Annotated in this window: 27 protein-coding genes and 1 pseudogene; 13 read left to right on the top strand and 15 right to left on the bottom strand. The window is 63.7% G+C overall.

Annotated elements, in window-relative coordinates:
• Positions 1-144 precede the first annotated feature (144 nt).
• Both NKI99_RS28805 and NKI99_RS28810 read left to right on the top strand, forming a co-directional pair.
• Positions 145-1,383, top strand: a complete 1,239-nt coding sequence (locus tag NKI99_RS28805) for an MFS transporter (protein WP_352555159.1) — start codon at positions 145-147, stop codon at positions 1,381-1,383.
• Between the two features lie 49 nt (positions 1,384-1,432).
• The gene (locus NKI99_RS28810) at positions 1,433-1,741 is read left to right on the top strand and encodes an NIPSNAP family protein (RefSeq protein ID WP_023811223.1); all 309 of its coding nucleotides are present in this window, start codon (positions 1,433-1,435) and stop codon (positions 1,739-1,741) included.
• 96 nt (positions 1,742-1,837) lie between these two features.
• Here the strand turns inward: NKI99_RS28810 and NKI99_RS28815 are convergent, their stop codons facing one another.
• From NKI99_RS28815 to hemC, 6 genes are all read right to left on the bottom strand, one after another.
• Complete coding sequence (locus NKI99_RS28815; protein ID WP_352612976.1) at positions 1,838-2,554, bottom strand: glutamine amidotransferase; 717 nt, start codon at positions 2,552-2,554, stop codon at positions 1,838-1,840.
• A 15-nt stretch (positions 2,555-2,569) separates the two neighbouring features.
• A complete protein-coding gene (locus NKI99_RS28820; protein WP_352612978.1) occupies positions 2,570-3,049 on the bottom strand; it encodes a tellurite resistance TerB family protein in 480 nt (159 codons plus the stop codon).
• A gap of 36 nt (positions 3,050-3,085) precedes the next feature.
• The gene (locus NKI99_RS28825) at positions 3,086-4,687 is read right to left on the bottom strand and encodes a heme biosynthesis protein HemY (RefSeq protein ID WP_352612980.1); all 1,602 of its coding nucleotides are present in this window, start codon (positions 4,685-4,687) and stop codon (positions 3,086-3,088) included.
• A gap of 10 nt (positions 4,688-4,697) precedes the next feature.
• Entirely contained in the window at positions 4,698-6,194 is a 1,497-nt protein-coding gene (locus NKI99_RS28830) for a COG4223 family protein (RefSeq protein WP_352612981.1), read from the bottom strand.
• Between the two features lie 110 nt (positions 6,195-6,304).
• Positions 6,305-7,021 (bottom strand): uroporphyrinogen-III synthase, encoded by a 717-nt coding sequence (locus NKI99_RS28835; protein WP_352612983.1) that lies wholly within the window; start codon positions 7,019-7,021, stop codon positions 6,305-6,307.
• A 1-nt stretch (position 7,022) separates the two neighbouring features.
• Positions 7,023-7,949, bottom strand: coding sequence for a hydroxymethylbilane synthase (gene hemC, locus NKI99_RS28840; RefSeq protein ID WP_352612984.1), 927 nt, complete (start codon positions 7,947-7,949; stop codon positions 7,023-7,025).
• Between the two features lie 101 nt (positions 7,950-8,050).
• On the opposite strand from hemC, the gene tsaD reads away from it, so the two are divergent.
• From tsaD to NKI99_RS28870, 6 genes are all read left to right on the top strand, one after another.
• Positions 8,051-9,136 carry a tRNA (adenosine(37)-N6)-threonylcarbamoyltransferase complex transferase subunit TsaD gene (tsaD, locus tag NKI99_RS28845; protein ID WP_352613018.1) on the top strand — a complete coding sequence of 362 codons (1,086 nt, stop codon included), beginning with the start codon at positions 8,051-8,053 and terminating at the stop codon, positions 9,134-9,136.
• Positions 9,133-10,152: an NAD(P)H-dependent glycerol-3-phosphate dehydrogenase gene (locus tag NKI99_RS28850; RefSeq protein WP_352612986.1), complete on the top strand. Its 1,020-nt coding sequence runs from the start codon at positions 9,133-9,135 to the stop codon at positions 10,150-10,152. The genes tsaD and NKI99_RS28850 overlap by 4 nt, the downstream gene beginning before the upstream one ends.
• 33 nt (positions 10,153-10,185) lie before the next feature.
• Positions 10,186-10,482: a YciI-like protein gene (locus NKI99_RS28855; protein WP_127269714.1), complete on the top strand. Its 297-nt coding sequence runs from the start codon at positions 10,186-10,188 to the stop codon at positions 10,480-10,482.
• Between the two features lie 117 nt (positions 10,483-10,599).
• A complete protein-coding gene (locus tag NKI99_RS28860) occupies positions 10,600-11,025 on the top strand; it encodes an EVE domain-containing protein (RefSeq protein WP_352612988.1) in 426 nt (141 codons plus the stop codon).
• On the top strand, positions 11,022-11,678 hold the full coding sequence (locus NKI99_RS28865; protein WP_352613020.1) for a class I SAM-dependent methyltransferase: 657 nt from the start codon (positions 11,022-11,024) through the stop codon (positions 11,676-11,678). The genes NKI99_RS28860 and NKI99_RS28865 overlap by 4 nt, the downstream gene beginning before the upstream one ends.
• 50 nt (positions 11,679-11,728) lie before the next feature.
• Positions 11,729-12,145: a DUF1761 domain-containing protein gene (locus NKI99_RS28870; protein ID WP_352612990.1), complete on the top strand. Its 417-nt coding sequence runs from the start codon at positions 11,729-11,731 to the stop codon at positions 12,143-12,145.
• Between the two features lie 128 nt (positions 12,146-12,273).
• Here the strand turns inward: NKI99_RS28870 and NKI99_RS28875 are convergent.
• Positions 12,274-13,202, bottom strand: a pseudogene (locus NKI99_RS28875) (LysR substrate-binding domain-containing protein).
• 131 nt (positions 13,203-13,333) lie between these two features.
• Between NKI99_RS28875 and NKI99_RS28880 the strand changes: the two are divergent.
• Entirely contained in the window at positions 13,334-13,600 is a 267-nt protein-coding gene (locus tag NKI99_RS28880) for a hypothetical protein (RefSeq protein ID WP_023811237.1), read from the top strand.
• Between the two features lie 72 nt (positions 13,601-13,672).
• On the opposite strand, the gene NKI99_RS28885 is transcribed toward NKI99_RS28880, so the two are convergent.
• Positions 13,673-14,209 (bottom strand): L,D-transpeptidase family protein, encoded by a 537-nt coding sequence (locus NKI99_RS28885; RefSeq protein ID WP_206638052.1) that lies wholly within the window; start codon positions 14,207-14,209, stop codon positions 13,673-13,675.
• A 144-nt stretch (positions 14,210-14,353) separates the two neighbouring features.
• On the opposite strand from NKI99_RS28885, the gene NKI99_RS28890 reads away from it, so the two are divergent.
• The 4 genes from NKI99_RS28890 (at position 14,354) to NKI99_RS28905 (ending at position 17,852) form a co-directional block, all read left to right on the top strand.
• Positions 14,354-15,037, top strand: a complete 684-nt coding sequence (locus NKI99_RS28890; RefSeq protein ID WP_013528898.1) for a response regulator transcription factor — start codon at positions 14,354-14,356, stop codon at positions 15,035-15,037.
• A 120-nt stretch (positions 15,038-15,157) separates the two neighbouring features.
• The gene (locus NKI99_RS28895; protein WP_023811239.1) at positions 15,158-15,613 is read left to right on the top strand and encodes a cyclic nucleotide-binding domain-containing protein; all 456 of its coding nucleotides are present in this window, start codon (positions 15,158-15,160) and stop codon (positions 15,611-15,613) included.
• A 254-nt stretch (positions 15,614-15,867) separates the two neighbouring features.
• A complete protein-coding gene (locus NKI99_RS28900; protein WP_352612992.1) occupies positions 15,868-16,950 on the top strand; it encodes a glycosyltransferase family 9 protein in 1,083 nt (360 codons plus the stop codon).
• Positions 16,951-17,072: 122 nt separating this feature from the next.
• Entirely contained in the window at positions 17,073-17,852 is a 780-nt protein-coding gene (locus NKI99_RS28905) for a DUF8692 domain-containing protein (RefSeq protein WP_352612994.1), read from the top strand.
• Between the two features lie 29 nt (positions 17,853-17,881).
• Here the strand turns inward: NKI99_RS28905 and NKI99_RS28910 are convergent, their stop codons facing one another.
• The 7 genes from NKI99_RS28910 to tesB form a co-directional block, all read right to left on the bottom strand.
• A complete protein-coding gene (locus NKI99_RS28910; protein WP_352442085.1) occupies positions 17,882-18,688 on the bottom strand; it encodes an exodeoxyribonuclease III in 807 nt (268 codons plus the stop codon).
• 167 nt (positions 18,689-18,855) lie between these two features.
• Positions 18,856-19,539, bottom strand: coding sequence for an outer-membrane lipoprotein carrier protein LolA (locus NKI99_RS28915; protein WP_127260135.1), 684 nt, complete (start codon positions 19,537-19,539; stop codon positions 18,856-18,858).
• A gap of 151 nt (positions 19,540-19,690) precedes the next feature.
• Positions 19,691-22,360 carry a DNA translocase FtsK gene (locus tag NKI99_RS28920; RefSeq protein WP_352612996.1) on the bottom strand — a complete coding sequence of 890 codons (2,670 nt, stop codon included), beginning with the start codon at positions 22,358-22,360 and terminating at the stop codon, positions 19,691-19,693.
• Positions 22,361-22,620: 260 nt separating this feature from the next.
• The gene (locus NKI99_RS28925) at positions 22,621-22,896 is read right to left on the bottom strand and encodes a hypothetical protein (RefSeq protein ID WP_013528891.1); all 276 of its coding nucleotides are present in this window, start codon (positions 22,894-22,896) and stop codon (positions 22,621-22,623) included.
• A 255-nt stretch (positions 22,897-23,151) separates the two neighbouring features.
• A complete protein-coding gene (locus tag NKI99_RS28930; RefSeq protein ID WP_023811246.1) occupies positions 23,152-24,573 on the bottom strand; it encodes an ammonium transporter in 1,422 nt (473 codons plus the stop codon).
• Between the two features lie 31 nt (positions 24,574-24,604).
• The gene (locus NKI99_RS28935; RefSeq protein WP_013528889.1) at positions 24,605-24,943 is read right to left on the bottom strand and encodes a P-II family nitrogen regulator; all 339 of its coding nucleotides are present in this window, start codon (positions 24,941-24,943) and stop codon (positions 24,605-24,607) included.
• 217 nt (positions 24,944-25,160) lie between these two features.
• Positions 25,161-26,036: an acyl-CoA thioesterase II gene (gene tesB / locus NKI99_RS28940; protein WP_352442082.1), complete on the bottom strand. Its 876-nt coding sequence runs from the start codon at positions 26,034-26,036 to the stop codon at positions 25,161-25,163.
• Between the last annotated feature and the right edge of the window lie 20 nt (positions 26,037-26,056).

Genomic DNA, 26,056 nt, shown 5'->3' on the forward strand with positions numbered 1-26,056 from the left:
GGAGCAGGCTGAAAATTCCTTGATCCAGCACTGATTTTAACGCATATCCGCTGCGAACTGAGCTAAAAGTTCCGCCAGCCGGACCAGCGCCCATCGTGGAAGTGCCCCGCCAGCTGACGTCACTGCAACGGGGCCTCTTAAATCATGACAGCAGAACAGATATCGCCGGATCAGCGCTATGCCGCGTTCCGCCATCGCTCCTTCCTGAGCTATTGGGCGGCACGTTTCCTCACCACATTCGCCACCATGATCGTGTCTGTCGCGGTCGGCTGGCAGGTCTATGATTTGACGCGCGATCCCTTCGATCTCGGCATTGTCGGCATCGTTCAGTTCCTGCCTTCACTGCTGCTGGTGCTGGTCACCGGCGTCGTCGCCGATCGCTTCGGCCGCCGGTTGATCATGGCGTTGGCGACTGTGGTCGAGGCATGCTGTGCGCTTGTTCTCCTGTATTTCACGCTGCGGGGCCTCGTCAGCCCGCTGCCGATCTTCATCGTGCTGGCGCTGTTTGGCCTGGCGCGCGCCTTTTACGGACCGGCCTCGTCGTCGCTATTCGCCAATTTGGTGCCGCCGGAGGATTTCGGCAATGCGATTGCCTGGAATTCATCCGCCTGGCAGACGGCGACTATCGTAGGCCCGGTTGCCGGCGGCCTTCTCTATGGAGTCTCGCCCGAGATCGCATACGGAGTGGCCTCTGTGTTGATGCTCGTGGCGGGCCTGCTGATCTTCACCATTCCCAAGCCCGCGCAGCAGGGCGTCACCGACAAGCCGACGATGGAAACGCTGTTTGCCGGTTTTCGCTATATCTGGAGCGAGAAGATCGTGCTCGGCGCCATCTCGCTCGATCTCTTCGCCGTGCTTTTGTCTGGCGCCTCGGCGCTGCTGCCGGTCTATGCCCGCGATATTCTGGAACTCGGCCCCTGGGGCCTCGGCCTGCTGCGCTCGGCGCCGGGCATCGGCGCCATCTGCGTCGCCGTCTGGCTTGCCGGTCACCCGCTGCGAGACAATGCCGGCAAGATCATGCTCGGCTTCGTCGCCGCTTTCGGCGCCTTCACCGTGCTGTTCGGCCTTTCGACCATCACCTGGCTGTCGATCGTAGCCCTTGCCGGCCTCGGCGCCACCGATATGTTCAGCGTCTACATCAGGGAGACCCTGATCCAGCTGTGGACGCCCGACGAGGTGCGCGGCCGCGTCAACGCCGTCAACCAGGTCTTTGTCGGAGCCTCCAACGAGGTCGGCGAATTCCGCGCCGGCACGATGGCCGCACTGATCGGCACGGTGCCGGCCGTGGTGATCGGCGGCATCGGCGCCATCGCCGTCGCGGGCCTGTGGATGGTGCTGTTCCCGCAACTGCGCAAGGTGCGCCACCTCAACGGACGCAACTGATCTCTTACGGCTGACAGCCGACATGCCTCGCCTATACACAGGAGCTCCCATGATCACTTGCTACCTGAAATATGTCATCGACCCCTACAAGCTTGCCGAGTTCGAAGACTATGGCCGTCGCTGGATAGGCCTGGTCAACCGCCTCGGCGGAAACCATCACGGCTATTTCCTTCCGAGCGAGGGGGCTAACAATGTCGCTTTTGCCATGTTCAGCTTCCCGAGCCTCGCCGCCTACGAGGACTATCGCAAGCGTATGGCTGCCGACCCGGAATGCCAGGAAGTGTTTGAAATGGAAAAACGCAATCGCAGCATTCTCAGCTACGAGCGCAGCTTCCTGCGGCCGGTGCTCGAACCTTGATGCATGTCGCAAAGTGGCCCCGGTTTTGGGAGACCTACATGCATAAAGACAAAGACCTAAAGCGCGGCGCCTGAATCCGTTCAAACGCGACGCGCTTTAGCCATTGCTCGGCTTGCCGAAAATCATCCGCAAAAACTCGTCCAGCCAGCGCTTGAGATGCATGTCCCAGATCAGCCGGCCGCCGAGATGATCGCGGCCGGGCTGGGCACCGGGCAATTCGAAGCGATGCGCGCCGCGCACCACCCAGCGCTGCATCATCACCCTGGTCAGTTCGCCATGGAACTGGATGCCCCAGGCATTGTCGCCGTAACGGAAGGCCTGGTTGGGATAGGTTTCGGCGGTCGCCAGCAGCGTCGCGTCCCTGGGCAGCGAAAAACCCTCGCGGTGGAACTGGTAGACCATCTCCGGCCAGTGCATCAGTTGCTTGCCGGCTTCGGTCGCCTTCAGGGGATACCAGCCAACCTCGACCAGCCCTTCACCGTGTCCTTCGACCTTGCCGCCGAGACAGTTGACCAGCATCTGTGCGCCGAGACAGATGCCGAGACATGGCCGGTTCTCCCTCAGCGGTATTTCCAGCCAGCTGGTCTCGCGGCGAACGAACTCGTCCTCGTCATTGGCGCTCATCGGGCCGCCGAACACCACCGTGCCGGCGTGGTCGTCCAGTGTTTCGGGCAAGGCGTCGCCAAGCGGCGGCCGGCGAATATCGAGGTCGAACCCTTCTTCCAGCAACATGTGGCCGACACGCCCCGGGCTCGAACTCTCCTGATGCAGCACGATCAGGATCTTTGGCTTCGAACTCGTTTGGCGCGGCATGGGAAGGCGAAGATCCTATTCGTCGCTCGATGTTCCGGTGGCGCCCGGCGCGTGCGCCGCCGCCTTGCGGCGCGCCTCGACGCGATCATGGCGTTCGACGCCGATCAGCTCGGCGACGCGCCAGACGGTGTTGTCCTCGAGCTCGTGCAACTCGCCGTCGGCATAGACGATTTCCCACATCAGGCCGATGAAGGCCTTGCGCGCATCGGCATCGAGATGGCGCTTCAGGACGCTGGTGAAGGCATAGAGATCGATCGCCTCATTGTCGGCCCGCTCGCCGGCGGCGGCAAGCGCTTCGAGTTCCGTGCCGCTGATCGAATAGCTCTCCGCCAGCACCGCTTTGAACCGCTCCCACTCGACATCCTGGCGCACGCCATCGGCGTTCATCACATGGTAGAGCAGCGCCGAGGCAGCGATGCGCGGATCGTCCGTGCTGGCATGCGTGCCGGCACCGGCCGGCAAATCCCTGAGAAACGACAGAACGCGTTCAAACATAGATCCATACCCCAACGGCCTGACGGCCTGCCCAACTCAAAACAACCGAAACCGGCGCGGCGATTTCTCCGCTTCCTCGTCCGGATCGACGCCGGGATCGTCCGGCAGCCGCGCAAGCTCCTCGGCCGGCTCGACGCCCTCCGCATCACTCGGCACCGCGGCGAAGGCCGCTGCCGTGATCGGCCTGACATGATCCTCGTGGCGCTCGGCATCCTTGCCCGCAAACGTGTCAGGACCGGCATCATCGATCACCTCGACCGGCCTTTTTTCGCTCGTCGGCTTTGCCAATGCTTCGATGACCGGCGCCGCGCTGGCGGGCACGTCATCATGGCTGTCGATCAACTGGCCAAGACGCTCCATCGGCGCGCGCCACTCGAAGGCGTCGAGCCGGCCGGTGATCGGCGATACTGGCGCCCAGCGTTCCGACACCACGCCGTCGGCGACCCAGGCCGGATCGCGCGGCGCCCGCACCGCCCTGGACAGCAGCTGCCGCACCTTGCCTTGATCGCCGGTCTCGGCCTCCTCGATGTCTGCGAGCAGCAGGTAGGCGCCCTCGCGGCGGTCCATCCGGATCGCCGCCTCGGCCTCGCGGCGGGCGGTCGAGAAATCCTGTGCGTCGAGCGCGGCGCGCGCCACCGTCATCGACGATTCGGCGTGGTTCTTCTTCATTTCCTGCAGCTTCTTCGCCCGGTTGAGGCGGTCGAGCACGGCGTCGCCCGGCCTTGCATGGGTATAGAGCTCGGCGACTTCCGGATGCGGCTCCGCCTTCCACGCCGCCTCGAGGATTTTCGAGCCCTTGCGCACGTCGTTCTGCTTGAACAATGCGGCCGCGGCGGCAACGGCGGCGGGCGCGAAATCGGGCCTGAGCTTGTTGGCCTCGATCGCCGCCGTCCTGGCGGCAGCGGGATCGCTGTCGGCAAGCGCCTGTGCCTTGGCGGTCAGCAGCACGGCGCGGCGGCGGTTGGCGGCATCGCGTTCGATCTGCCGTGTCGATTTCTGCGCGTCGACCAGTTTCAGGGCGCCGTCCCAGTCGCCGCGCGCGGTCAGCTCTTCCAGCGTCGATTCCGCCGCCCAGGCCAGCTGCGGCGCCATCACCGCGGCACGGCCGGCATAATGCCTGGCGGCGTTGCGGTCGCCGAGCCGTTCGGCTTCCAGATAAAGCCCGCGCAAGCCCAGCAGCCGCATTTCCGGATCGTCGAGCATGCTTTCGAATTTCTGCCGCGCGCCTTCATGATCGCCTTCGAGCAGCGACGCCTGCGCTTCCAGCAGGTGGATCAGCGGCTCCTGGTCGGAACGGATCAGCTTGGCGGCTTCCTTGGTCTTCTTGCGGGCCAGCGCGCCATCACCGGCGCCGGCGGCAATCATGCCGGTCGACAGCGCCTGGTAGCCACGGTCGCGGCGGCGGACACGGAAATAGCGCGAGATGGTGTAGGGGCTGTTCCACAGCGACTTAAGCAGCCACCACAGGATCATCACCGCGGCGACCACGGCAACGACGGCCACCGCCGCCACCATCAGGCTGACCTGGTATTGATAGCCGTTGAAAGTGACGACCATGTCGCCCGGCCGGTCGGCCAGCCAGGCAAAGCCCAGCCCGAGCGCGAAAACGACGATGAGGAAGGCGAGCAGGCGGATCATTGTGTTGCCCTCATGCCTTCATCGCGCCCGAGATCAGCGCATCGACCTGGGTTTCGACCTCGATGCGTGCCTTCAGCTTGCCGGCAAAGTCCGCGCCAGCGGCCTTGGCGGCCTCGGGCAGCGTTTCATACTCGCTGAGTGCCTTGGCGTAATCGCCCTGGTTGACCGCCGCCTCCATGCGCGCGACGGTTTCCGGTGCGCCGGCGCCTTCGACGGCACCGATCGGCCTGACCTTGACCAGCGATTCGGCGCTCGACAGAAGGCTCTGAACGAAGCCGGCATTCTCATCGACAGGCGTCGCGGCTGTGACCATGGCATTGGCGGCGGCATCAGCCTGCGACGCGATCTCGGCGCGGGTCGGAACGCCCTTTTCAGCATAGGCGCGCAGTGCCGCAAGCTGCGGCGCATCGGGCGAAATCGCAGCGAGGGTTTCGAGTTCGGCCGAAAACGGCCCGCCACGCTCAAGCGCCGCCTTCAAGGCCGACGCCGCGATGGCAAGCGCGATCTTCGGCTGTCCCGCCGCCGCTTCGACCTTGCCGGACAGCTGCGACACAGACTGCTCCAGCGCCGTCAGCCGGCCCTCCTGCGCCGTCGTAGCCTCGCCGGCCGACTTCACCAGCGCGTCGAGGCCTGCCAGTTTCTCGTTGAGCGGACCGAGATCGACCGGCGCCGAGCTGCCGGCCTTGCCGAGGGCGGCGACCGCCGTCTCGATCTGCGCGACCTTGTCGCCCAGTGCGGCGACCCCGGCTGCGTCGCCTGCTCCACCTTTCTCGACAGCCGATTTCAGCGCCGCCACATCGGCCTTGACCTGTTCAAGGCCCGAGGACAGGCCGACCATCTTGGCCGCTCCATCGCCGTTGCCGCCGGCGTCCTTCAAACCGGCGATTTCGGTCTTCAGCGAGGCGATGTCGCCATTGACGCCATCGAGCGAGACGCCGGCACCGGAACCCGGCGCGCCGAGCAGGCCGGCAAATTGCAGCCCGCCGGCGCCGACCAGCGCGATGACGCCGCCGATGATGCCGGCGGCGACGCCGTTGAGGCCGCCACGCTTTTCAGGTGGTGGCGCCATTTTCTCGCCCCGTGTCTCGGGTTTTGCCTTGTTGCCGTCAGTCTGCGTGCGCTTCGCCGATGCGTCCTCGAAACTGTAGTCATAGGCTTTGGTCTTGCCGGCCGGCGCATCGGACGATCCGGGCTCGTCGGACGATCCGGGATAAGGGATCTCGGCCTCGCTAGCGGGCTTTGTCGCCGCTGCCGGCGGCTGCTCCGGTTCGGCCCGGGCGTCGGTATGCTCCCAGGGCTCGAGATCGGTCTGGTCGGCATGAATCGGCTCTTCGGGAACCTCGGGCTGCGAAGCATTCGCTGCTTCCTCGGCCTTCGCCTCGTCTGTCTGGGCCCCCTGCCTGGCGGCATCCTCGTCGGCGATGCGTGAGACGGCGCCCGGCTCGAGATCGATGGTCACCGGCTCGCGGCGGCTTTTCGAGTGTCGCATCTTCGGCGTCTTGACCATGCCTGGGCTCCGCACAATTCGCTTCGTCTCAACGCCTGGCGGCGCATGATGGTTCAGAAAGGGTCTAGCACATCACCAAGCGGTGAAAAGGGGCGGTGTGATGACGCGGCTCAGCGCGGCGCCTGCAAAAGCGCCAGCAGTGCGTCCTCGTCACGCTGTGCCGCGATGCGGATCCTTTCACTGGCGGCATCGTCGAAGGCTGCGGCGATGCGAGTGGAAAGCGCAAAAACCCATGTTTTTTCGAAGAGACCGCGCAGAGCGGGCCGTCTTGCCAGGATTTGCATCGCCGCCGCCGCCTTGGCTGAATAAAGCAACACCGCGTCGGCAGGTTGCCCGGACAGGCGTTCGAGGATGACTTCGTCCGGATAGCCCATTGTCAGCGTGTCATACGTCTCGACGGCGTGGACCCGAACGCCCGCCGTCACGAGCCTCTGTTCGAACGCCGGAAAACGCACGCGCCCGCAGAGATAGACAATCGTCTTTCCAGAAAAATCGGCGGCGAGACTGTCGGCCAACGCCTCCGCATCGCCCGGGCCTTCACTGACCGACGAAAACCCCGCTCGACGCGCCGCTTGCGCCGTCCTTTTGCCGACCGCATGGCAAGGTAAGGCGGCGAGCGTCGCGATGATTTCTTCCGGCGCATGGCGCACGGCATTGGCGCTGGTGACGGCCACCGCGACGGCATCGTCCGGGATCAGTCCGGCGGCGACAGGCAACGCCTTTGTTTCGGTCAGGGGCAAAAGAACCGGCTGAAAGCCCGTCTCCTCAAGCCGACGCGCAGTGCGCGATGCACCCGGTTCCGGCCTGGTGACCAGGACGCGAAGCATTTCAGAGCCAGCCGTCGAAGAACTTTTCGCCGGCCTTGGCACGCACGCTCCGGGCTGCTTCACCGCCGATGCTGGCGGCGTCTTGCGCCGGTCCCTGCAGCTCGACCGTGTACGATTGCGTCCCGTCGGGCGAGATGATCAGCCCGGCAAAAGACAGTTTTTCGGCCTCGATCGCTGCATAGCCGGCGATCGGCGTGCGGCAGGAGCCATCCAGCGCCGCCAGGAAGGCACGCTCGCAGGCCAGCGCCTGGCCGGTCGGCACATCATGGACGGCTGCCAGCATCTTTTCGACATCGCGGTCGCCGATACGGGTTTCGATGCCGATCGCGCCTTGCCCCGGCGCCGGCGGGAAGACATCGAGCGGTATCAGGTCGGTGACGACATGCTCGAGCCCAAGCCGCTTCAGCCCGGCATAGGCCAGGATCGTGCCCGCGGCGACGCCTTCTTCGAGCTTGCGCAGCCGCGTCTGCACATTGCCGCGGAACATCACCACGTCGAGATCCGGCCGCATCCGGCGGATCAGCGCTTGCCGCCGCAGCGACGACGACCCGACTTTCGCCCCGCGCGGCAGTTCGGCGATCGTCTTCGCCGCCTTGCCGACAAAGGCGTCGCGTGCATCCTGGCGCGGCAGGAAGGCCGAGAGTTCGAGACCGTCGGGCAGTTGCGTCGGCATGTCCTTCGACGAATGCACGGCGATATCGATCCGGCCCGCCAGCAGCGCCTCCTCGATCTCCTTGGTGAACAGGCCCTTGCCGCCGGCTTCCGACAGCGGCCGGTCCTGGATGCGGTCGCCGCTGGTCGAGATGACGACCACCTCGAACGCCTCCGCCGGCATGCCATGCGCGGCCATCAGCCGCGCCTGTGCTTCATGCGCCTGTGCCAGCGCCAGCGGGCTGCCGCGTGTTCCGATTCTCAAGATTGTTTGCATGGCGCGCAGTCCGTGATAACCCCCCGGCAAGCGAGGCTTTTCCGGGGTTCTCCTAACGGGGAAAGCCCCATGATACAATCTTTAGGGACAGCGACGAATTGATCCGCGTGCTGGGCATAGAGACGAGTTGTGACGAGACCGCCGCCAGCGTGGTGGCCATCGACGGCGACGCCGCGCCGAAAATCCTGTCCAACATCGTGCTCAGCCAGATCGAGGAACATGCCGCGTTCGGCGGCGTCGTGCCGGAAATCGCCGCGCGTGCCCATGTCGAGGCGCTGGACGGCATCATCGAGGCGGCGCTTGCCGATTCGGGCACGGCGCTCGCCGATATCGACGCGATTGCCGCCACAGCCGGTCCCGGCCTGGTCGGCGGGCTGATCGTCGGGCTGATGACCGCCAAGGCAATCGCCGCGGCGGCGAACAAGCCGCTGATCGCCATCAACCACCTCGAAGGCCATGCGCTGACCGCAAGGCTGACCGACGGGCTCGACTTTCCCTATCTCTTGCTGCTGGTCTCCGGCGGCCATACGCAAATCGTCGCCGTGCGCGGCGTCGGCGACTACCAGCGCTGGGCAACGACCATCGACGACGCGCTCGGCGAAGCCTTCGACAAGACGGCCAAGATGCTCGGCCTGCCCTATCCCGGCGGACCGAATGTCGAAAAGGCGGCACAGGCCGGCAATGCCTCGCGCTTTGCCTTTCCGCGTCCGATGAAGGGCTCGGCCCAGCCCGACTTCTCCTTCTCCGGCCTCAAGACCGCCGTGCGCCAAGCGGCGAGCGCCATTGCGCCGCTGAGCGACCAGGACGTCGCCGACATCTGCGCTTCGTTCCAGGCAGCGGTAGCCGATGCTCTGGCCGACCGCGTTTCTCGCGCGCTGACGCGCTTTCGCCAGACATTTCCCGGCACGAAAAACCCGGCCCTCGTCGTTGCCGGTGGTGTCGCCGCCAACCGCGCGATCAAGATCATGCTGGAGCGGCTCTGTGCCGAGACCGGCTTCACCTTCATTGCGCCACCGCTGAAGCTTTGCACCGACAATGCGGCGATGATCGCCTGGGCCGGCATCGAGCGGCTGCGCGCCGGCATGGCGCAGGAGAACGGCTTCGATTTCGTGCCGCGCTCGCGCTGGCCGCTGGACAGCATCTCGGCGCCGATGGTCGGCTCCGGCCGGCGCGGAGCCAAGGCATGAACGAGCGGGCAAGCGGCAACGACACCGCGCCAACCGGCTGGCGCGTTGCCGTGCTCGGCGGCGGGGCCTGGGGCACTGCCTTGGCCTTGGCCATGCTGCGCGCCGGCCATTTCGTCCGCCTTTACGCGCGCGACCCGGAGACCGTCGCCGCGATCGACCGCGGCGAAAATCCACGCTATCTGCCTGGCATTGCGCTCCAGCCAGGCATCGTGGCGACGAGCAACATCCGGGCCGCGCTCGACGGTGCCGACTGCGTGCTGGCGGTGACGCCGGCCCAGTCGCTGCGGACTACGCTGGCGGCAGCGAAGGACCATATGCCGGCCGGTGTCCCGCTGGTTCTGTGTGCCAAGGGCATCGAAAGCGAGACCGGCGCCTTGCTGTCGGCGATCGTCGAAGAAATCCTGCCGCTAAATCCGGTTGCCGCTCTGTCGGGTCCGAGCTTCGCCACCGACGTCGCCCGCGGCCTGCCGACGGCCGTTGTGGTCGCTGCCCGCGACGAGGCATTGGCCGCCGATCTCGCCGCCCGCTTTTCCGCCGAAAACCTGCGCTGCTATTCGAACGACGACCTGATCGGGGTCGAGATCGGCGGCGCCTTGAAGAACGTTTTCGCCATTGCCGCAGGTGCTGTCGCTGGCGCGGGTCTCGGCGCCAGCGCCCAGGCCGCCATGGTGACGCGCGGCTTTGTCGAACTGCGCCGCATCGGCGCTGCCTTCGGCGCCAGGCCCGAGACGCTGATGGGGCTTTCCGGCCTTGGCGACCTGCTGCTGACCTGCTCGTCCACCCAGTCGCGCAATTTCGCCTATGGTTTGGCGCTCGGGCAAGGCAAGCCGCTTGCCGGATTGCCGCTGGCCGAAGGCGTGCCGACGGCGGCGATCGCTGCCCGCATCGCCACCGAGCGCAACATCGACGCGCCGATCATTGCCGCCGTCGCCGCCATACTGGACGGTGCCATCACCGTCCGGCAGGCTGTGACGGCCTTGATGACCCGGCCGCTGAAGACCGAAACCAACGATTGATCCCCACGACTTTGAACGATCAGGAGAAAAAAGATGCTGTTTGCTGTGATTTGCAAGGACAAGCCCGGAAGCCTGCAGGTGCGCCTCGACACGCGGCCTGAGCATATTGCCTTTCTCGAGGGGTTGAACGGCGACAAGAAGCTGGCCTTCGCCGGTCCGTTCCTTGATGCCGAGGGCAAGCCCAATGGCAGCCTCGTGGTCGTCGAAGCGTCCGACCTGGCTGGCGCCCAGGCTCTCTCGGCCGCCGACCCCTACGCCAAGGCCGGGCTGTTCGAAAGCGTCGAAATCCGCCCGTGGAACTGGACGTTCAACAAGCCGGCGGCTAGTTAATCCCGGTCGCCCGCTAGAGTAATTCCAGGAAAAGTGTGAAACGGTTTTCCCGGGAAAAGCGCATAGCGCTTTCCCTTGGGAATTGCGTCAAAACAAAGAGTCCAGGAGGAGAAAGACATGAACTACTGGCTGTTCAAATCCGAGCCATTCAAGTTCTCCTTCGTGATGCTGAAGGCCAAGGGCAAGGCCGGCACGCAATGGGACGGCGTGCGCAACTACGCCGCGCGCAACAACATGAAGGCGATGCAGATCGGTGATCTCGGCTTCTTCTACCATTCCAACGAGGGGCTGAACGTCGTCGGCATCGCTGAAGTCTGCGCGCTTGCCCATCCCGACACCACCTCGGACGATCCGCGCTGGGAATGCGTCGACATCCGCGCCGTAAGGGATGTGCCGAACCCGCCGACGCTGGAACAGGTCAAGGCCAATCCGAAGCTTGCCGACATGGCGCTGGTGCGGCTCGGCCGGCTTTCCGTTCAGCCGGTGACGCCGGCCGAGTGGAAGGAAGTCTGCCGCATGGGCGGCTTGACGCCGGCTCCGTGACGGCGCTGACGCCCAACAGCGCGAGGCAATTCATTCTCGACAACACGGCGCTGATGGCGCCGCCGCACGTGCCGGAGATCCTGCTTCATCTTGCCGACGAAGCGCATGATTTGTGGCAGCGGACCGAGGATGAGCTGGTCGAGATCGGCCTGCCACCGCCTTTCTGGGCCTTTGCCTGGGCCGGCGGCCAGGGCCTTGCCCGCTATGTCCTGGACAATCCCGGCACGGTGCGGGGCAAGCGCGTGCTCGACTTCGCTTCCGGCTCCGGCCTCGTCGCCATCGCTGCCGCCAAGGCAGGTGCCGCCAAGGTGATCGCAACCGACATCGATCCGTTCTGTGCCACCGCGATCCGGCTCAACAGCGAGATCAACGGTGTCGGGACCGAATTCCTCGGCACGGATTGCATCGGCACCGATGCAGGTTGGGACGTGGTCCTGGCCGGTGATGTTTTCTACGACAAATCTTTCGCGGACCGGCTGATGCCATGGTTCGCAACGCTGAAGGCCCGCGGCGCCGAGATCCTCGTCGGCGATCCCGGACGGTCGTATCTGCCGAAGGCAGGGCTGGAGCCGCTTGCGGTCTATGAGGTGGCCGTCACGCGGGCGCTGGAGGATGCGCTGGTCAAGCGCACGACGGTCTGGCGGTTCGCTTGACGCGATCGCCGAACAGGCGTTCCATCACATACAAATCAGAGGGGGAGCTCATGGATTTTTCAGCAGTGAACTGGCTGGCGGTAGTCGCTGCCGCGATCGCCGCGTGGCTGTTCGGCGCCGCTTGGTACATGGGCCTGAGCAAGCCGTGGCTGAAAGCCGCCAAGCTCGATCCGGCGACGATGAAGAAATCGCCGCTGCCCTTCGTCATCAGCTTCATCGCCGAACTGGTCATGGCGTACATATTGGCGCTGGTCGTCGGCGCGATGACCGGCGGCGAGCCGACATGGATTGCCGGCCTGGTCTTCGGCTTCGTGCTCTGGCTGGGTTTCGTCGCCACGACGCTCTCGGTCAACCATCGCTACGAGAATTTCGGCTGGGACCTGACCCTCATCGACGGCGGCCACTGGCTCGGCGTGCTGCTGATCATCGGCGCCGTGATCGGCTGGTTCGGCGCGGCGGCAACCTGATCAAGAAGGGAGTAGGGCAGTAAGGCAGTAGGGGAATAGGGGCAAACGGCACCGACTGCAATCCCTACTGCCCTACTGCCCTACTGCCCTACTGCCCTACTGCCCTACTGCCCTACTGCCCTACTGCCCTACTGCCCTTTGTCCGTGGTCCGCGTCTTGGCGACTTCCTCGAGCATCCATTCGCGAAAGGCGACGATGCGCGGATCGTCGCCGGTATTTTCGGGATAGACCAGGAAGTAGGCGAACTCGGGCGCCACCCGCAGGCCGAGTTCGAAAGGCTGCACCAGCCTGCCCAGGGAAAGGTCGTTCGCCACCATGGCGAAATCGGCGAGCGCAACGGCATTGCCGTCGAGCGCTGCCTGGACGGCATCCGTGGAGTTTCCGAAGACGACGGTCCGGCTGTCGTCGAAATCATTGATGCCGGCCGCCGCCATCCACATCCGCCAGTTGGGCCATGTCACGCCTTGCCGCGACCATTCGATATGCGCAAGCGTGTGATTGAAGAGGTCGCGCGGCTCACGCAGCGGCGGACCGGACGTCAAAAGGCTCGGGCTGCACACCGGAATGAGGATGTTGTCGAACAGCCGGTGGGTGCGAAGACCCGGACGGCGCCAAAACGGATGCCGACATCGATGTCATCGAGTTCGAAATCCCGCACTTCATAGGCAATGTCGAATCGCAATTCGATATCTGGGTGATGCTTGCGAAAATCGTCGACGCGTCGCATCAGCCATTTTGACGCGAACTGCGCGTCGAGCGTTACCTTCAAAAGGGCGGTGCCGCGCGCCAGCTTCTGCGCCCGCGAAACGGCCCGGCCAAGCAGGTCGAGCGCGTCGGCCGAGGCGTCGAACAGCACCGTCCCCGCCTCGGTGAGCCGGATGGTGCGGCTGGTGCGTGTGAACAGCACCAGCCCGAGTTGATCCTCGATTTCCTTGATCTGATGGCTGACGGCGGCCGGTGTCAGGCCGAGCTCGTCGGCGGCGCGGGTGAAATTGAGGTGCCGGGCCGCTGCTTCCAGCGTCCTCAAGGCACGAGTCCCGGGCAGAAGACGAGCCATCCTATCCTCAAATAAAACTTGATGATCCAGAGAAAACTACTCGTTTCTCGCAGGGATTTCAATCTGGCATGATCCCATCATCGACACATCATCAAGCCGGATTTGATATCCGGAGACAACGGATCATAACCATGTCCATCATCGTTTTGAATTCATCGACACCCCGCCCGGCCTGGCTGGCCGAAACCCTCGACTGGCTGCGCCACGCCCGGGTCGCGATACGCCTCGCCCGCCGCGACATTGCCTACCAGGACGTCGAGGATCTCTCCGATCGCCAACTGCGCGATATCGGCGGCGAGCGCCGTGACGTCGCTCGCGCAATGGACAGAGAACTTGGCCGGCTGGGCCTGCTCGACATCGGTTGGCAGAAACCTGGTCGTAGGGGAATAGGGGAATAGGGGAATAGGGGAATAGGAAAAATTAAGGCTGCGCCGGGACTGTCCCTACTCCCCTACTCCCCTACTCCCCTACTATCTTACCACCCTCACCACCGTCCGATCCGACAGCAGTGGCAGCAGTCGCGCCATCGTACGAGCCGTGACAGCCACACAGCCTTGCGTCGGCGTGAAGCCGGGGCGCGCCAGATGGAAGAAGATGGCGCTGCCGCGCCCGCGCCGGCGCGGCGACAGGTTCCAGTCGAGCACAAGACAGGCGTCGTAGAGCCGGTCGTCGCGCCGCATGCGTTCGTGGCTGGCGCCATAGGGTATCTTGACGGGCCTGTTGTAGTTGCGGTCGTCAGGCACTTCGCACCAGCCCAGATCGGGCCCGATCGGCGTCATCGCCAGACGGGTCCTGCGGCCGCTGGAGAACTGATCTCCCCGGAAATACCCCGACAGTATCCGCATCGCGGCCAGCGGCGTGGCGCCATCGCCTTCGCGCTTGCCGGCCGAGATGCCACCGCGCCCCAACGCACAGGCAAACACCGTTTTCCCGGCCTGCAGCAGGCCCTGGCTTGAATGCCCAGGCCTGGCCCGCACGGTCAGCACACGCAGCCCTTTTCGCAAAATTGCGCCGGCTGCATTGCGATCGTGTTTTTTCTTGTATGATCGTGCCACGGAACAAATCACTGTGAACGGCTGTTGCGCCGGTCAGCTTCCGCATAAACAGGCAGCGGTCAACTGAATTTTCTTTTCAAAACAACGGATTGATCCATGACTTCACGCACCATACTGATCGTCGACGATGATGATGACCTGCGCGGCACACTGGTCGAGCAATTGTCCCTTTATGAGGAATTCGACGTGCTGCAGGAATCGACTGCGGCAAAAGGTGTCGCCGCAGCGCGCGGCGGCCTCATTGATCTGCTCATCATGGACGTCGGGCTGCCCGACATGGATGGCCGCGAAGCGGTGAAGATCCTGCGCAAGGGCGGTTACAAGGCGCCCATCATCATGCTGACCGGTCACGACACCGATTCGGATACGATTCTTGGTCTCGAGGCCGGCGCCAACGACTATGTGACGAAGCCGTTCCGCTTTGCCGTGCTGCTGGCGCGCATTCGGGCGCAGCTGCGCCAGCATGAGCAGAGCGAGGACGCCACCTTCTCGGTCGGGCCCTATACTTTCAAGCCCAGCCAGAAACTGCTGCTTGACCCGCGCGGCGGCAAGGTGCGGCTGACGGAGAAGGAAGCCTCGATTATCAAATATCTTTATCGCGCCGACCAGAAGGTGGTGACGCGCGACGTGCTGCTCGAGGAGGTGTGGGGCTACAATTCCGGTGTCACCACGCACACGCTGGAAACCCATGTCTACCGGCTGCGCCAGAAGATCGAGCGCGATCCTTCCAATGCGGAAATTCTTGTGACAGAAAGCGGCGGCTACAAGCTGGTTCCTTAAACATTTCATTATCCAATGAGCGGTCGGGCGGGGCCGCTTTCGGGTACGATCCAGTTGGAGGGTGGTTTGGATCGAACTCGCAGAGGAGGAGTCGGACTGTCGGTTCGGGGACATAGCTAGATGGCGCTGGATGACGACATCCGCGTCCTGTCCGCCGTGAGGCTCTTCGAGGGCTTCACGCAGGAACAATTGCGCCTGCTCGCCTTTGGCGCCGAGAACACCAGGCTGATTGCCAACCACAAGCTTTATCGCGAGGACGATGAGGCCGATTCCGCCTATATCGTCGTCAGTGGGCGCATCGTGCTCTACCGGGAGCAGGGTGGTGAACGCATCCCAATTGGCACGGCAGGCCCCGGCACAATCCTGAGCGAACTGGCGTTGATCGCCGACACCAACCGGTTGACCAGCGCCTCGGCCGAGATCGATTCCGAAGTGATGCGGCTCAGCCGCAAGATGTTCCGCCGCATCCTGGAGGAATATCCCGAGATCGCGGTCAAGCTCCACCAGCGCATCTCGGAGGAATTTCAGGCGATGATCCGCCGCATCGAGGAACTGGCGCCGCGCTTCTCTGGCTGAAGGCTGCCCGCCTGCGAAGCTGTTGTGTCGCGGCCAAAGGCGGAAGCGCGGCAGCGCTTTTCAACGACATTGGCCGCGATGACCTGATCGTGGCGCACTGCGGCCGGAGCGGGAATCGCCAAGGTTCGTTCATCCGGACGCCCGGATCCAGGGGCAAGGGTCCGTTGACAGGCATGAGGTGAAATCCTAAAGCACCTCGAAGGCGGCCGGCACAGCAGGCGCCATCACCACCAGGCTCCTGGGGGGAGCGAGCCATGCCATCAGGGCGGTACGAGACGATTACCTTGTATTCCCGCAATGACGCGTTCGGCGACGGATTAATCCGGATTCCGGCTTTGCGCGCCGCCAGAACGGCATTCCCCGATAGTTTCATCGTCTACGGAACCACCCGGTCGTCGTCCCTTGAACATAGCCTCAATCGCCATGCCGGCCATTTGGTCGATGCGATCAATGTGCGGACGCCCCTGGCGCGCCTGATCGCCGGTCACCGCAACGGCAAGGGGCGATTGGCCGTGGTCGATTTCCGCATCTCGGCGCGTTGGCTGCTTCAAGCCTCGGCATCACTGCTCGGCCGCGGCATCGCCTATGAGGCAAACTTTCCGGCTTTCGCCCTTTCCTGGCGCCTGGGCCAAAGGCCTGAAGCACGACCCGGGCACAATGCCTGGCGCTACCACCGCCTCATCGAACGCCTTGCCGGCAAGCGGCTGCCTTTCGATCATCGGCTGGAGCCTGGCCCGGCCGCGCGAGCGGCGGCCAGGGGCCTTGCGGACGGCAAGCATGCTCCGTTGATCATTATCGCGGCGCACGGCAGCGCCAGCAAGCGCATGTCGGCGGATCAGGTTGCCGCGATCGCCGACAGCCTGATCGCCGACGGGGCGGACCTTCTCTATGTGAAAACTCCCGGCGATGGTCCCGATATGGCTGAACTGGCTCAGCGCGTACCGAAGCTGCGGCTTGTCGATTCCGCCGCGATCGAGGGTGTCGATATCGGTGACATCTTGCTGGCGCTCGGCGAGTTTGCCGATCTTTACATCGGCGCCGAAGGCGGTACCGCACATCTCATGGCAACCGTGATGACGCCGATGGTTATCCTCAGTGGCGGCGCCAACATGGCCCGTTGGAGGCCGCTTTCGAACTGCGTGGACGTGATCGAATCCCGTCTTGCAAGCCCGACCGGCCTGGTCGCCGATGTGCCTGCGTCGACAATCGTCGAAGCGGCGCAACGGATGCTGGCGACGCGCCGCCGCGACCATCCCCATCTGCCGGATCTCGCAGGCCTGTCAGTCCAGCAATTTCGCGATAACGACATGCATGAAGACTTGAAGCGCGCGGTTTGAACTTGAATTCATTTGGCGCGCTTCGAAGCGCGTTGAGATTCAGGTCGGCCATTTGCAGGCCAGCCTCACCTGAACATCGACGCCATGGTATAATGGGTTCGGTGGGGCGAAGCGCTGCAATCATGGTGACCACCGGCACAATGCAGGCGAAGTTCTCGGCGGCAAATCTGGCGGCTGTCGTACTTTGGTTCCAGTGGAGTTCCTCTCAGTCCTCAATGAGAATAGCAATGCCAGAGAACAACGCGCTGAACACAAAGCATGGCGGCGAATGGATAATAGCCTGGCGCTTGGTCGTACTGGCGGCGACGGCGATTAATTTTGCGATGCTCTTAGCCGCGCTGTTCATCGCGCAAATTCGTGGCCTGGACGCTTGGATCTTTTATCGAGATCCATCTGCAGCCGCCGAAGTCGGCTTCTATACGGGGTGGATTTCGTCCCTGGGTGCTTCGCTATGGATCGGCACCGGCGCTGCGGCCCTGTTTGCTGGCCTGCTCACGCATCGATGGGATTGCACGTTTCTCGGCGGCCTTACCCTGTTCTTGGGCCTCGATGACCTGTTGTTGATCCATGAGGACGTGCTGCCCATTGTAGGGATACAGGAGATCGTTCCGATGATTGTCTACGCCGCCGCCGGGTTGTTCTGGTTCTTTCGGCTGCGACGAAAGACATTCGACGGCACGATCGTCTTTGTGGCCGCAGGCTTCCTGCTCGCGATGTCAGCATCGATTGACCAGCTCGGAGAGCTGTTTCCTACCCCTGGTTCTGCGGCCGCCATCGCCGAAGACGTCGTCAAAGAGCTTGGCATCTTCCTTTGGGCGGCAGGTGCCGTTGGGTACGCGGCGATGGTGACACGATTGGGCCGTCCGTGGGTGGATCCAGCCGACTCCACCTCTACCGACTGACTGCCGCAGGCCCCGCATCTTCGAGCAGGCTAGTCCAGATCGAACCGCGCGATCACAGGCACATGGTCCGACGGGCGCTCCCAGCCGCGCGCCGGACGCAGGATTTCGTAGCCGGAAAAGCTGGGCACCAGGTTTGGCGACGACCAGACGTGGTCGAGACGGCGGCCGCGATTGGACAGCTCCCAATCCTGCGCGCGATAGCTCCACCAGGTGTAGAGCTTCTGCTCATGCGGCACGTTGAGCCGCATCAGGTCGACCCAGTCGCCGGCGCGGCGCATCGCCTCGAAATTTTCCGTCTCGATCGGCGTGTGGCTGACCACGTTGAGCAATTGCTTGTGCGACCAGACGTCATGCTCGAGCGGGGCGATGTTGAGGTCGCCGACCAGCACCGAGCCGGACACCTCGTCATGTTCTGCCCGGATGGCATTCATCTCGGCAACGAAATCGAGCTTGTGCTTGAACTTCCTGTTGATGACGGGATCCGGTTCGTCGCCGCCCGCCGGAACGTAGAAATTGTGGAGCAGGATCGCCTTGCCGCCGGCCCGCACCGTGACCGAGAGGTGCCGGCTGTCCTCTATCTCGCAAAAGCGTCGCTTTTCGACCACTTCGATCGGCCGCCGCGCCACGGTTGCTACGCCGTGGTAGCCCTTCTGGCCATGGAAGGCGATGTGTTCGTAGCCGAGCTTGCGGAAAGCCTTTTCGGGAAACAGGTCGTCGGGAACCTTGGTTTCCTGCAGGCACAGCACGTCGGGCGCATGCTCGACGAGCAGGCGCTCGACGATCGGCATGCGCAGGCGAACGGAGTTGATGTTCCAGGTGGCGACGGAAAAGGGCATTGGCAATCCAGGACAGCGTGCGGCCGACCAGAACCGATGGGTTCCGGCGGGGAAGACGCCTTTTGACGGAGTCAGTCCGGGAAATTGCCAGCCGCGGGCCGCAAAGACAAGCCGGGCAACGCCCGACGAGGCGCGGCCCGGTGCTTTCCACAGCTATAACAACTGGGTTAGCGCGCCTTGTTGGTGTTGAGCTCGCGGTTCGCCGTGTAGTCGATGGCGAAAGTATCCGGCGCGAAGCTGACGCCTTCCTTGGTGTTGAAGATCATCACCGTCGTATCCTTGCCCTGCGCGTCGGTGATCGTCCACTGCCGCAAATCGAAGGTTTTCGGATCGAACATCATGGTGATCTTCGAATTGCCGAACACCGATTTGTCGGCGAGCTGGATGGTGGTGAGGTCATCCTCCTGCTTGACGCTTTTGACGCGGTCGCCGGAGAGGTCGATCCTGGTGTCGAGCAGCAGTTTCAGAGGCGTCTTCGACAACGGATAGAGATCGGACGTGTTGAGCCTCTTGTTCAGGATGACCACCGACTTGCCGTCTGAAATCACCCGGAAATTCGAAGAGCCGTCATAGTTGAAGCGGATCTTGCCCGGCCGTTCAAGGAAGAACTTGCCGCCGGTCTGCTCGCCCTTGGGGCCGAACTGCACGAATTCGCCGCTCATCGATTTGACCGAGGAAAAGTGGTCGGCGATCTTCTGTGCCGCGGCCGGCACGGCCGCCTGCGCCGAAGCCAGCACCTGGAAGCCGGGTACCGCGTTGAAGGCTGCCGCCCCCGCAAACGCCAGGCCGAGGCCCAGCAACTGACGCCGGGAGGGAGCAAATGTGCTGAGCGCTGAAAGATCGTTTTTCATGTCGGTCACTCTCATCCAATTCCTGAGTTGTTCTGTGCTTGGACCCCCAGTTAGGCTGAAATTTGGCGGGTCAGGCGTCCCTTGGTCGCTTCAACGCCTTGAAAGGTTCAAGGTTGCCGGACCGGGATGTCACAAGGGTCAGGCTTTCTGGTCAGAACTTGTCCTCTTCGGTCGGCACCAGGATCTCGCGCTTGCCGGCATGGTTGGCCGGGCCGACGATACCTTCCTTCTCCATCTTCTCGATGATCGAGGCGGCGCGGTTGTAGCCGATGCCCAGCCGGCGCTGGATATAGCTGGTCGAGGCCTTGCCATCGCGCAGCACCACGGAGACCGCCTGATCGTAAGGATCGTCGGAATCCTCGAAATTGCTGTTGCCGCCACCGGATCCACCCTTGCCCGACGGCTCGTCGTCATCCTCGCCGTCATCCTCGGTGATGGCGTCGAGATATTCCGGCACGCCCTGCAGCTTCAGGTGCGCGACGATCTTCTCGACCTCTTCGTCGGCGACGAACGGGCCGTGAACGCGCTGGATACGGCCGCCGCCGGCCATGTAGAGCATGTCGCCCATGCCGAGCAGCTGCTCGGCGCCCTGCTCGCCCAGAATGGTGCGGCTGTCGATCTTGGACGTCACCTGGAAGGAGATGCGGGTCGGGAAATTGGCCTTGATGGTGCCTGTGATGACGTCCACCGACGGCCGCTGCGTCGCCATGATGACGTGGATGCCGGCGGCGCGCGCCATCTGCGCCAGGCGCTGCACGGCGCCTTCGATGTCCTTGCCGGCGACCATCATCAGGTCGGCCATCTCGTCGATGATGACGACGATATAGGGCATCGGCTCGAGATCGAGGTTCTCGGTCTCGTAGATCGCCTCGCCGGTCTGGCGGTCGAAGCCGGTCTGCACGGTGCGCGAGATCTTTTCGCCCTTCTTGTCCGCCTGGCTGACGCGGGCGTTGAAGCCGTCGATGTTGCGCACGCCGACCTTGGACATCTTGCGGTAGCGGTCCTCCATCTCGCGCACGGTCCATTTCAGCGCCACCACCGCCTTCTTCGGATCGGTGACGACGGGCGTCAGCAGATGCGGGATGCCGTCATAGACCGAGAGTTCCAGCATTTTCGGATCGATCATGATCAGCCGGCAGTCCTGCGGCGTCAGCCGGTAGAGCAGCGACAGGATCATGGTGTTGATGGCGACCGACTTGCCCGAGCCGGTGGTGCCGGCGACAAGCACGTGCGGCATCTTGGCGATGTCGACGATGACCGCCTCGCCATTGATGGTCTTGCCCAGCGCCAGCGCCAGCTTGGCCTTCGTCGTCTCGAAATCGCGGCTGGCCAGGATCTCTCTGAGATAGACGGTTTCGCGCTTGGCGTTCGGCAGTTCGATGCCGATGGCGTTGCGGCCTGGCACCACCGCGACGCGGCAGGCGATGGCGCTCATCGAGCGGGCGATGTCGTCGGACAGGCCGATGACCCGCGACGATTTGATGCCGGGCGCCGGTTCGAGCTCATAGAGCGTGACCACCGGACCCGGACGCACGGCGATGATCTCGCCCTTGACGCCGAAATCCTCCAGCACGCCTTCGAGCAAGCGGGCGTTCTGCTCCAACGCGTCCTTGGACAGGCTGGCGTCGCGCACCACGTTCTTCGGTTCGGAGAGGAAGTGCAGCGACGGCATTTCGAACTTTTCCGAGCCGATCAGCGAGGTCTGCGCCTCGCGCTGCACGCGGGCGCCGGGCACGGGGCGCGCCGCCGGCGCCTCGACGCGGGTGGCTGCGTCGGAGCGGAACGGCTGCACCTTGGCGGTCGACGCGCCGCGGCGTTGCACGACAGGCTCATCGTCGAAATCGGCATCCTCGCCCGCATTGTCGAAGCGGTCCTCGAAGATATCGGCATCGTCGGGATCGAGCGAGACGCTGCGGTCATTGACCATGGCGGCGAAGAATTCGGGCTCGACGCGGGCGCGGCCATCCTGGCTCATCCGCTGCTCGGCAAACTCGGCCGATTCGACCCGTTCTGCGGCGCGCCGCCAAGCGGTGGAGCGCTGCTCCATCTCCGGCTCGTACTCGTCCCGCTCCTGCCTGCGGCGCAAGGCGCGGCGGTGCATCCACGCGCGCAGCGACAGCCACCAATGGGTGATGGCGCCGAGCGCCAGGATGCCCTCGTCGCCTTCGTCCTCGTCATTGTCGAACAAAAGGTCGTCCTCGCGCGGATCGGCGGCGGGATCGTCCTCCATGACGGCGAAGCCGTTCTTGCGTCCGATCAGCGCCGAGCCATGGGCAAAGAGCCACAGCGCGGGAGCGGACAGCAGGATGGCGATGATGCTGGCGATCAACCCGGTCGGATAGCCGCCGATGACGACGCCGGGGATCTTCAGCACCATGTCGCCGAACACGCCGCCGAGGCCGGTGGGCAGCGGCCAGGTCTTGGGCGGCACAACGCAGCCGACCATCGCCGCGGCCAGCAGCGCGAAGCCGAACCAGGTCAGCCCGCGCTTGGGCAGCCTGTCGACACCGCGCGCGGAAAACAGCAGGAAGCCCCAGATGACCGTCGGAACCAGGGCCGCGACGGCGGCGAGGCCGAAGAACTGCATGGCCAGGTCGGAGAACACGGCACCCGCATAGCCCATGGCGTTGGTGACGGTGTTGTTTGTCGCGTGGGAAAAACTCGGATCGGCGACATTCCAGGTGGCAAGGCTGGCAACGCCAAAGGCGGCTAGCGCGAACAGGCCGACGCCGACCAGCCGCCCGACCTGACGCCGTGCGAACGCCTGGATGCCGTGCCCCGTATCGGCCAGCGCGAGCGGTGCTGAAGCCCCTGAACGCATGCTCTTCCCCGTCTGTCGTGGACTCGCCGGGTGCGTGGCGCACTCCGGCAGATTCGGGTCTCAGACTATCGGTGGGAAGGTTAAAGGCGCATTAACTATAAGAGGTTGAGATGATCAAACCTCGTTACCGCCGGTTGAGCCGCTTGAGGCAATGATGGACGACGGGCCGATGGAGCTTCCATCGAACGACCAATGGCGGGCTGGCAGCCCGCCATTGGTCGTCTGGAACAAAGATCGGGTCTCGGCCCGATCGCGGCAAATCAGTTGGCGCCGCCGAGCGCCTGCACATTGGCGCAGAATTCCGCATGCGGCTTGCTCATCGCCGCATCCTGGCATTCCTTCTTCATCGCTTCCTGCTTTTCCATCGGCATGGCCATGAAGGCTGTCTTGAAATCCGCCATCGGCTTCATGGTTTTCATGCCGGAGTCCGTGAAGAACGGCGCCATGTTGTCGGGCTCATCCAGAGCACCGGCAAAAGCCACGCCGCCGATCATGGAAAGAGCAAGCGCTCCGAGGCAGATGTTCTTGAGGTTCATGAGATGGTTTCCTTCCCTGTTGTTGGCACGAGCGTCAGAACGACGATCGCCTCCACTGTTCGGAACCAGAGCGGTCGTTGTTTCCTCAAAAAACCTGATCACACGAACGTGATTGCGTGAAGCCGGGCATTGCCGGAACGGCTTGCCAAAAAAAGAGGCCCGGACATGATCCGGGCCTCAATGCGTGAACTCCTTTCGGGAGCGTCACGACGGGATGGGAGAATACGAGGCGGCCGAGGCCGCCTCGCACAGGGCTTACGAGTGATAGGCCGCTTCGCCATGCGAGGTGAGGTCGAGGCCTTCGCGCTCTGCGTCGGCTGTCGGACGCAGGCCGATGATCAGGTCGACGATCTTGTAGAGGATGGCGCTGCCGATACCCGACCATAGCAGGGTCACCAGGACACCCTTGGCCTGCGCCAGGAGCTGGGTGGCCGTGCCGGCATAGCCGGCAGCAAAGTCGGCCGTCGAATAGTCGACAATGCCGGCGCCACCGAGGGCAGGATTGACCAGGATGCCTGTGCCGAGCGCGCCGATGATGCCGCCGATGCAGTGGACGCCGAAGACATCAAGGCTGTCGTCGTAGTCGAACGCGTTCTTCACCACCGAGACGAAGAAGTAGCAGACGAAGGTGGCGACGATGCCGAGCACGATGGCGCCCATCGGGCCGGCAAAGCCGGCAGCGGGCGTGACGGCGACGAGGCCGGTCACCGCACCCGAAACAGCACCAAGCATGGAGGCTTTGCCGCGCAGCAGCGATTCAAGCACGATCCAGGTCACCGCCGCCGCCGCCGTGGCGACGAAGGTATTGATCATGGCCAGCACCGCATAGGCGTTCGCTTCAAGGTTCGAACCGGCGTTGAAGCCAAACCAGCCGACCCACAGCAGCGAAGCACCGACCATGGTCAGCGTCATCGAGTGCGGCGCCATGAGATCCTTCTTGTAGCCGCTGCGCTTGCCGATCATGAGCGCGCCGACGAGGCCGGCAATGCCCGCATTGATGTGAACGACCGTGCCGCCGGCGAAGTCGATGGCGCCGAAGCTGAAGATGAGGCCGGTCGGATCGCTATAAGCGCTCGGGCCGCCCCAGAACCAGACCATATGAGCGATCGGGAAGTAGATGAAAGTGACCCACAGGATCACGAAAAGGATCAAAGCGGAGAATTTGACGCGTTCGGCGAAGGCGCCGACGATCAGGGCCGGCGTGATGCAGGCGAAGGTCATCTGGAAGACGACGAACACCAGTTCAGGAATGGCGACACCCTTGGTAAAGGTTTCCGACAGGGTCGTCACATCGACGCCGGAGAGAAACATCTTGGAAAGGCCGCCGACGAAGGCGTTGCCCGGGGTGAAGGCGAGGCTGTAGCCGTAGAAAACCCAGATGATCATGACCACGCTGGTGATGGTGAAGACCTGCATCAGCACTGAGAGCATGTTCTTGCTGCGAACCAGGCCGCCGTAGAAAAGCGCAAGACCGGGAACCGTCATCAACAGCACCAGAACGGTGGAAACCATCATCCACGTGGTGTCGCCCTTGTCGACGGTGAAAGCTGGCGCCGCTGCAGCCGCGGCGGGAGCCGCTTCCTGCGCGAATGCGGCGACCGTGCCCAATGCTCCGAGCGCGAACGAGCCGAGCAGCGCGGAGCGCGCCGCTGACTTCAAGGTGGAAGGAATATTCATTGAACTCTCCATTGGAATACGTGATCGCCGCTCAGAGCGCGTCGGTGTCTGTTTCGCCGGTGCGGATGCGCACCGCCTGATCGATGCCGAAAACGAAGATCTTGCCGTCGCCGATCTGGCCGGTCTTGGCGGCGGCGGTGATGGCTTCGACGGCCTTGTCGACCATGTCGGCGCTGACCGCGACTTCGATCTTGATCTTCGGCAGGAAGCTGACCGCGTATTCCGCCCCGCGATAGATCTCCGTATGCCCTTTCTGACGCCCGTAGCCTTTGACTTCGGTGACGGTCAGGCCCTGGATGCCGACGGCGGTAAGCGCTTCGCGTACCTCGTCGAGCTTGAACGGCTTGATGATTGCCATCACGATTTTCATAAGGTTTCACCCTTTGCTGTTGCGGTCCCCCGCGTTTGCACACCTTCACCGATCCCAAAGAGCCGGAGAGTGCCCACAAGGATTCAAGCTCCGTGCCAAGTGCCGAAGCAGGGTGTTAACCCGTTGTAAGCAAACAGTTTAGGGAGCGCACCGACGCAACCTGCCCACAGCTGCGGCGGTGCATCTGCCTAAAAGTTAGGCAATTTTTGGAAAATGCCTACTCTGCAGGCGGTCGCTTAAGCCGGATCAGCCCTTCCTGTGCAACCGAGGCGATCAGCGTGCCGTCGCGGGCAAATAGCGACCCGCGTGTAAAGCCGCGCGACCCCTGTGTCGACGGGCTGTCCTGCGTATAGAGCATCCAGTCGTCGAGCGCATGGCTGCGATGAAACCACATGGCGTGGTCGAGGCTCGCCGCCTGGATATCGCGATCGAAAATGGCGCGGCCATGCGCGAAGGTCGATGTGTCGAGCAGCGTCATGTCGGAGAGATAGGCGAGCACCGCCGCCTGGATGGCGCGGTCCGCCGGCACCGGACCGGTGGTGCGGATCCAGATATTCTGCTTCGGCTCCAGCTTTTCGCGGCTGGTGTAATGCTTCAGCATCACCGGTTTCATCTCGATCGGCCGGTCGCGCTCCCAGTAGCGTTTGATGCCATCGGGCACCGCCTCGCCGAATTTGCCCAGCAATTCGCGTTGCGACAGCAATGTGTCCGGCCCCGGAACGTCCTGCGGCATCGGCACCTGGTGCTCGAGACCGACCTCGTCCTGCTGGAACGAGGCTTCGAGCGAAAAGATCGCCTGGCCGTGCTGGACCGCCACCACGCGCCGCGTGGTGAAGGAGCCGCCGTCGCGAATACGGTCGACCTCGTAGACGATCGGCACCTTGGTGTCGCCGGGCCGCATGAAATAGCCGTGCAGCGAATGCACGTACCGATCGGGATCCACTGTCCGCTGCGCCGCCACCAGCGCCTGGGCGATGGTCTGGCCGCCGAACACGCGCTGCCAGTCGAGCAAGGGGCTGCGACCACGATACAGATTGTGTTCCAGCTTCTCGAGGTCGAGAATGCCGAGAAGCTCGTCCATGGCTGCCGTCATATTTCGCGCCCTCACCGCAG

This window comes from Mesorhizobium sp. M0239 (assembly GCF_040321815.1).
Classification (GTDB): Bacteria; Pseudomonadota; Alphaproteobacteria; order Rhizobiales; family Rhizobiaceae; genus Mesorhizobium.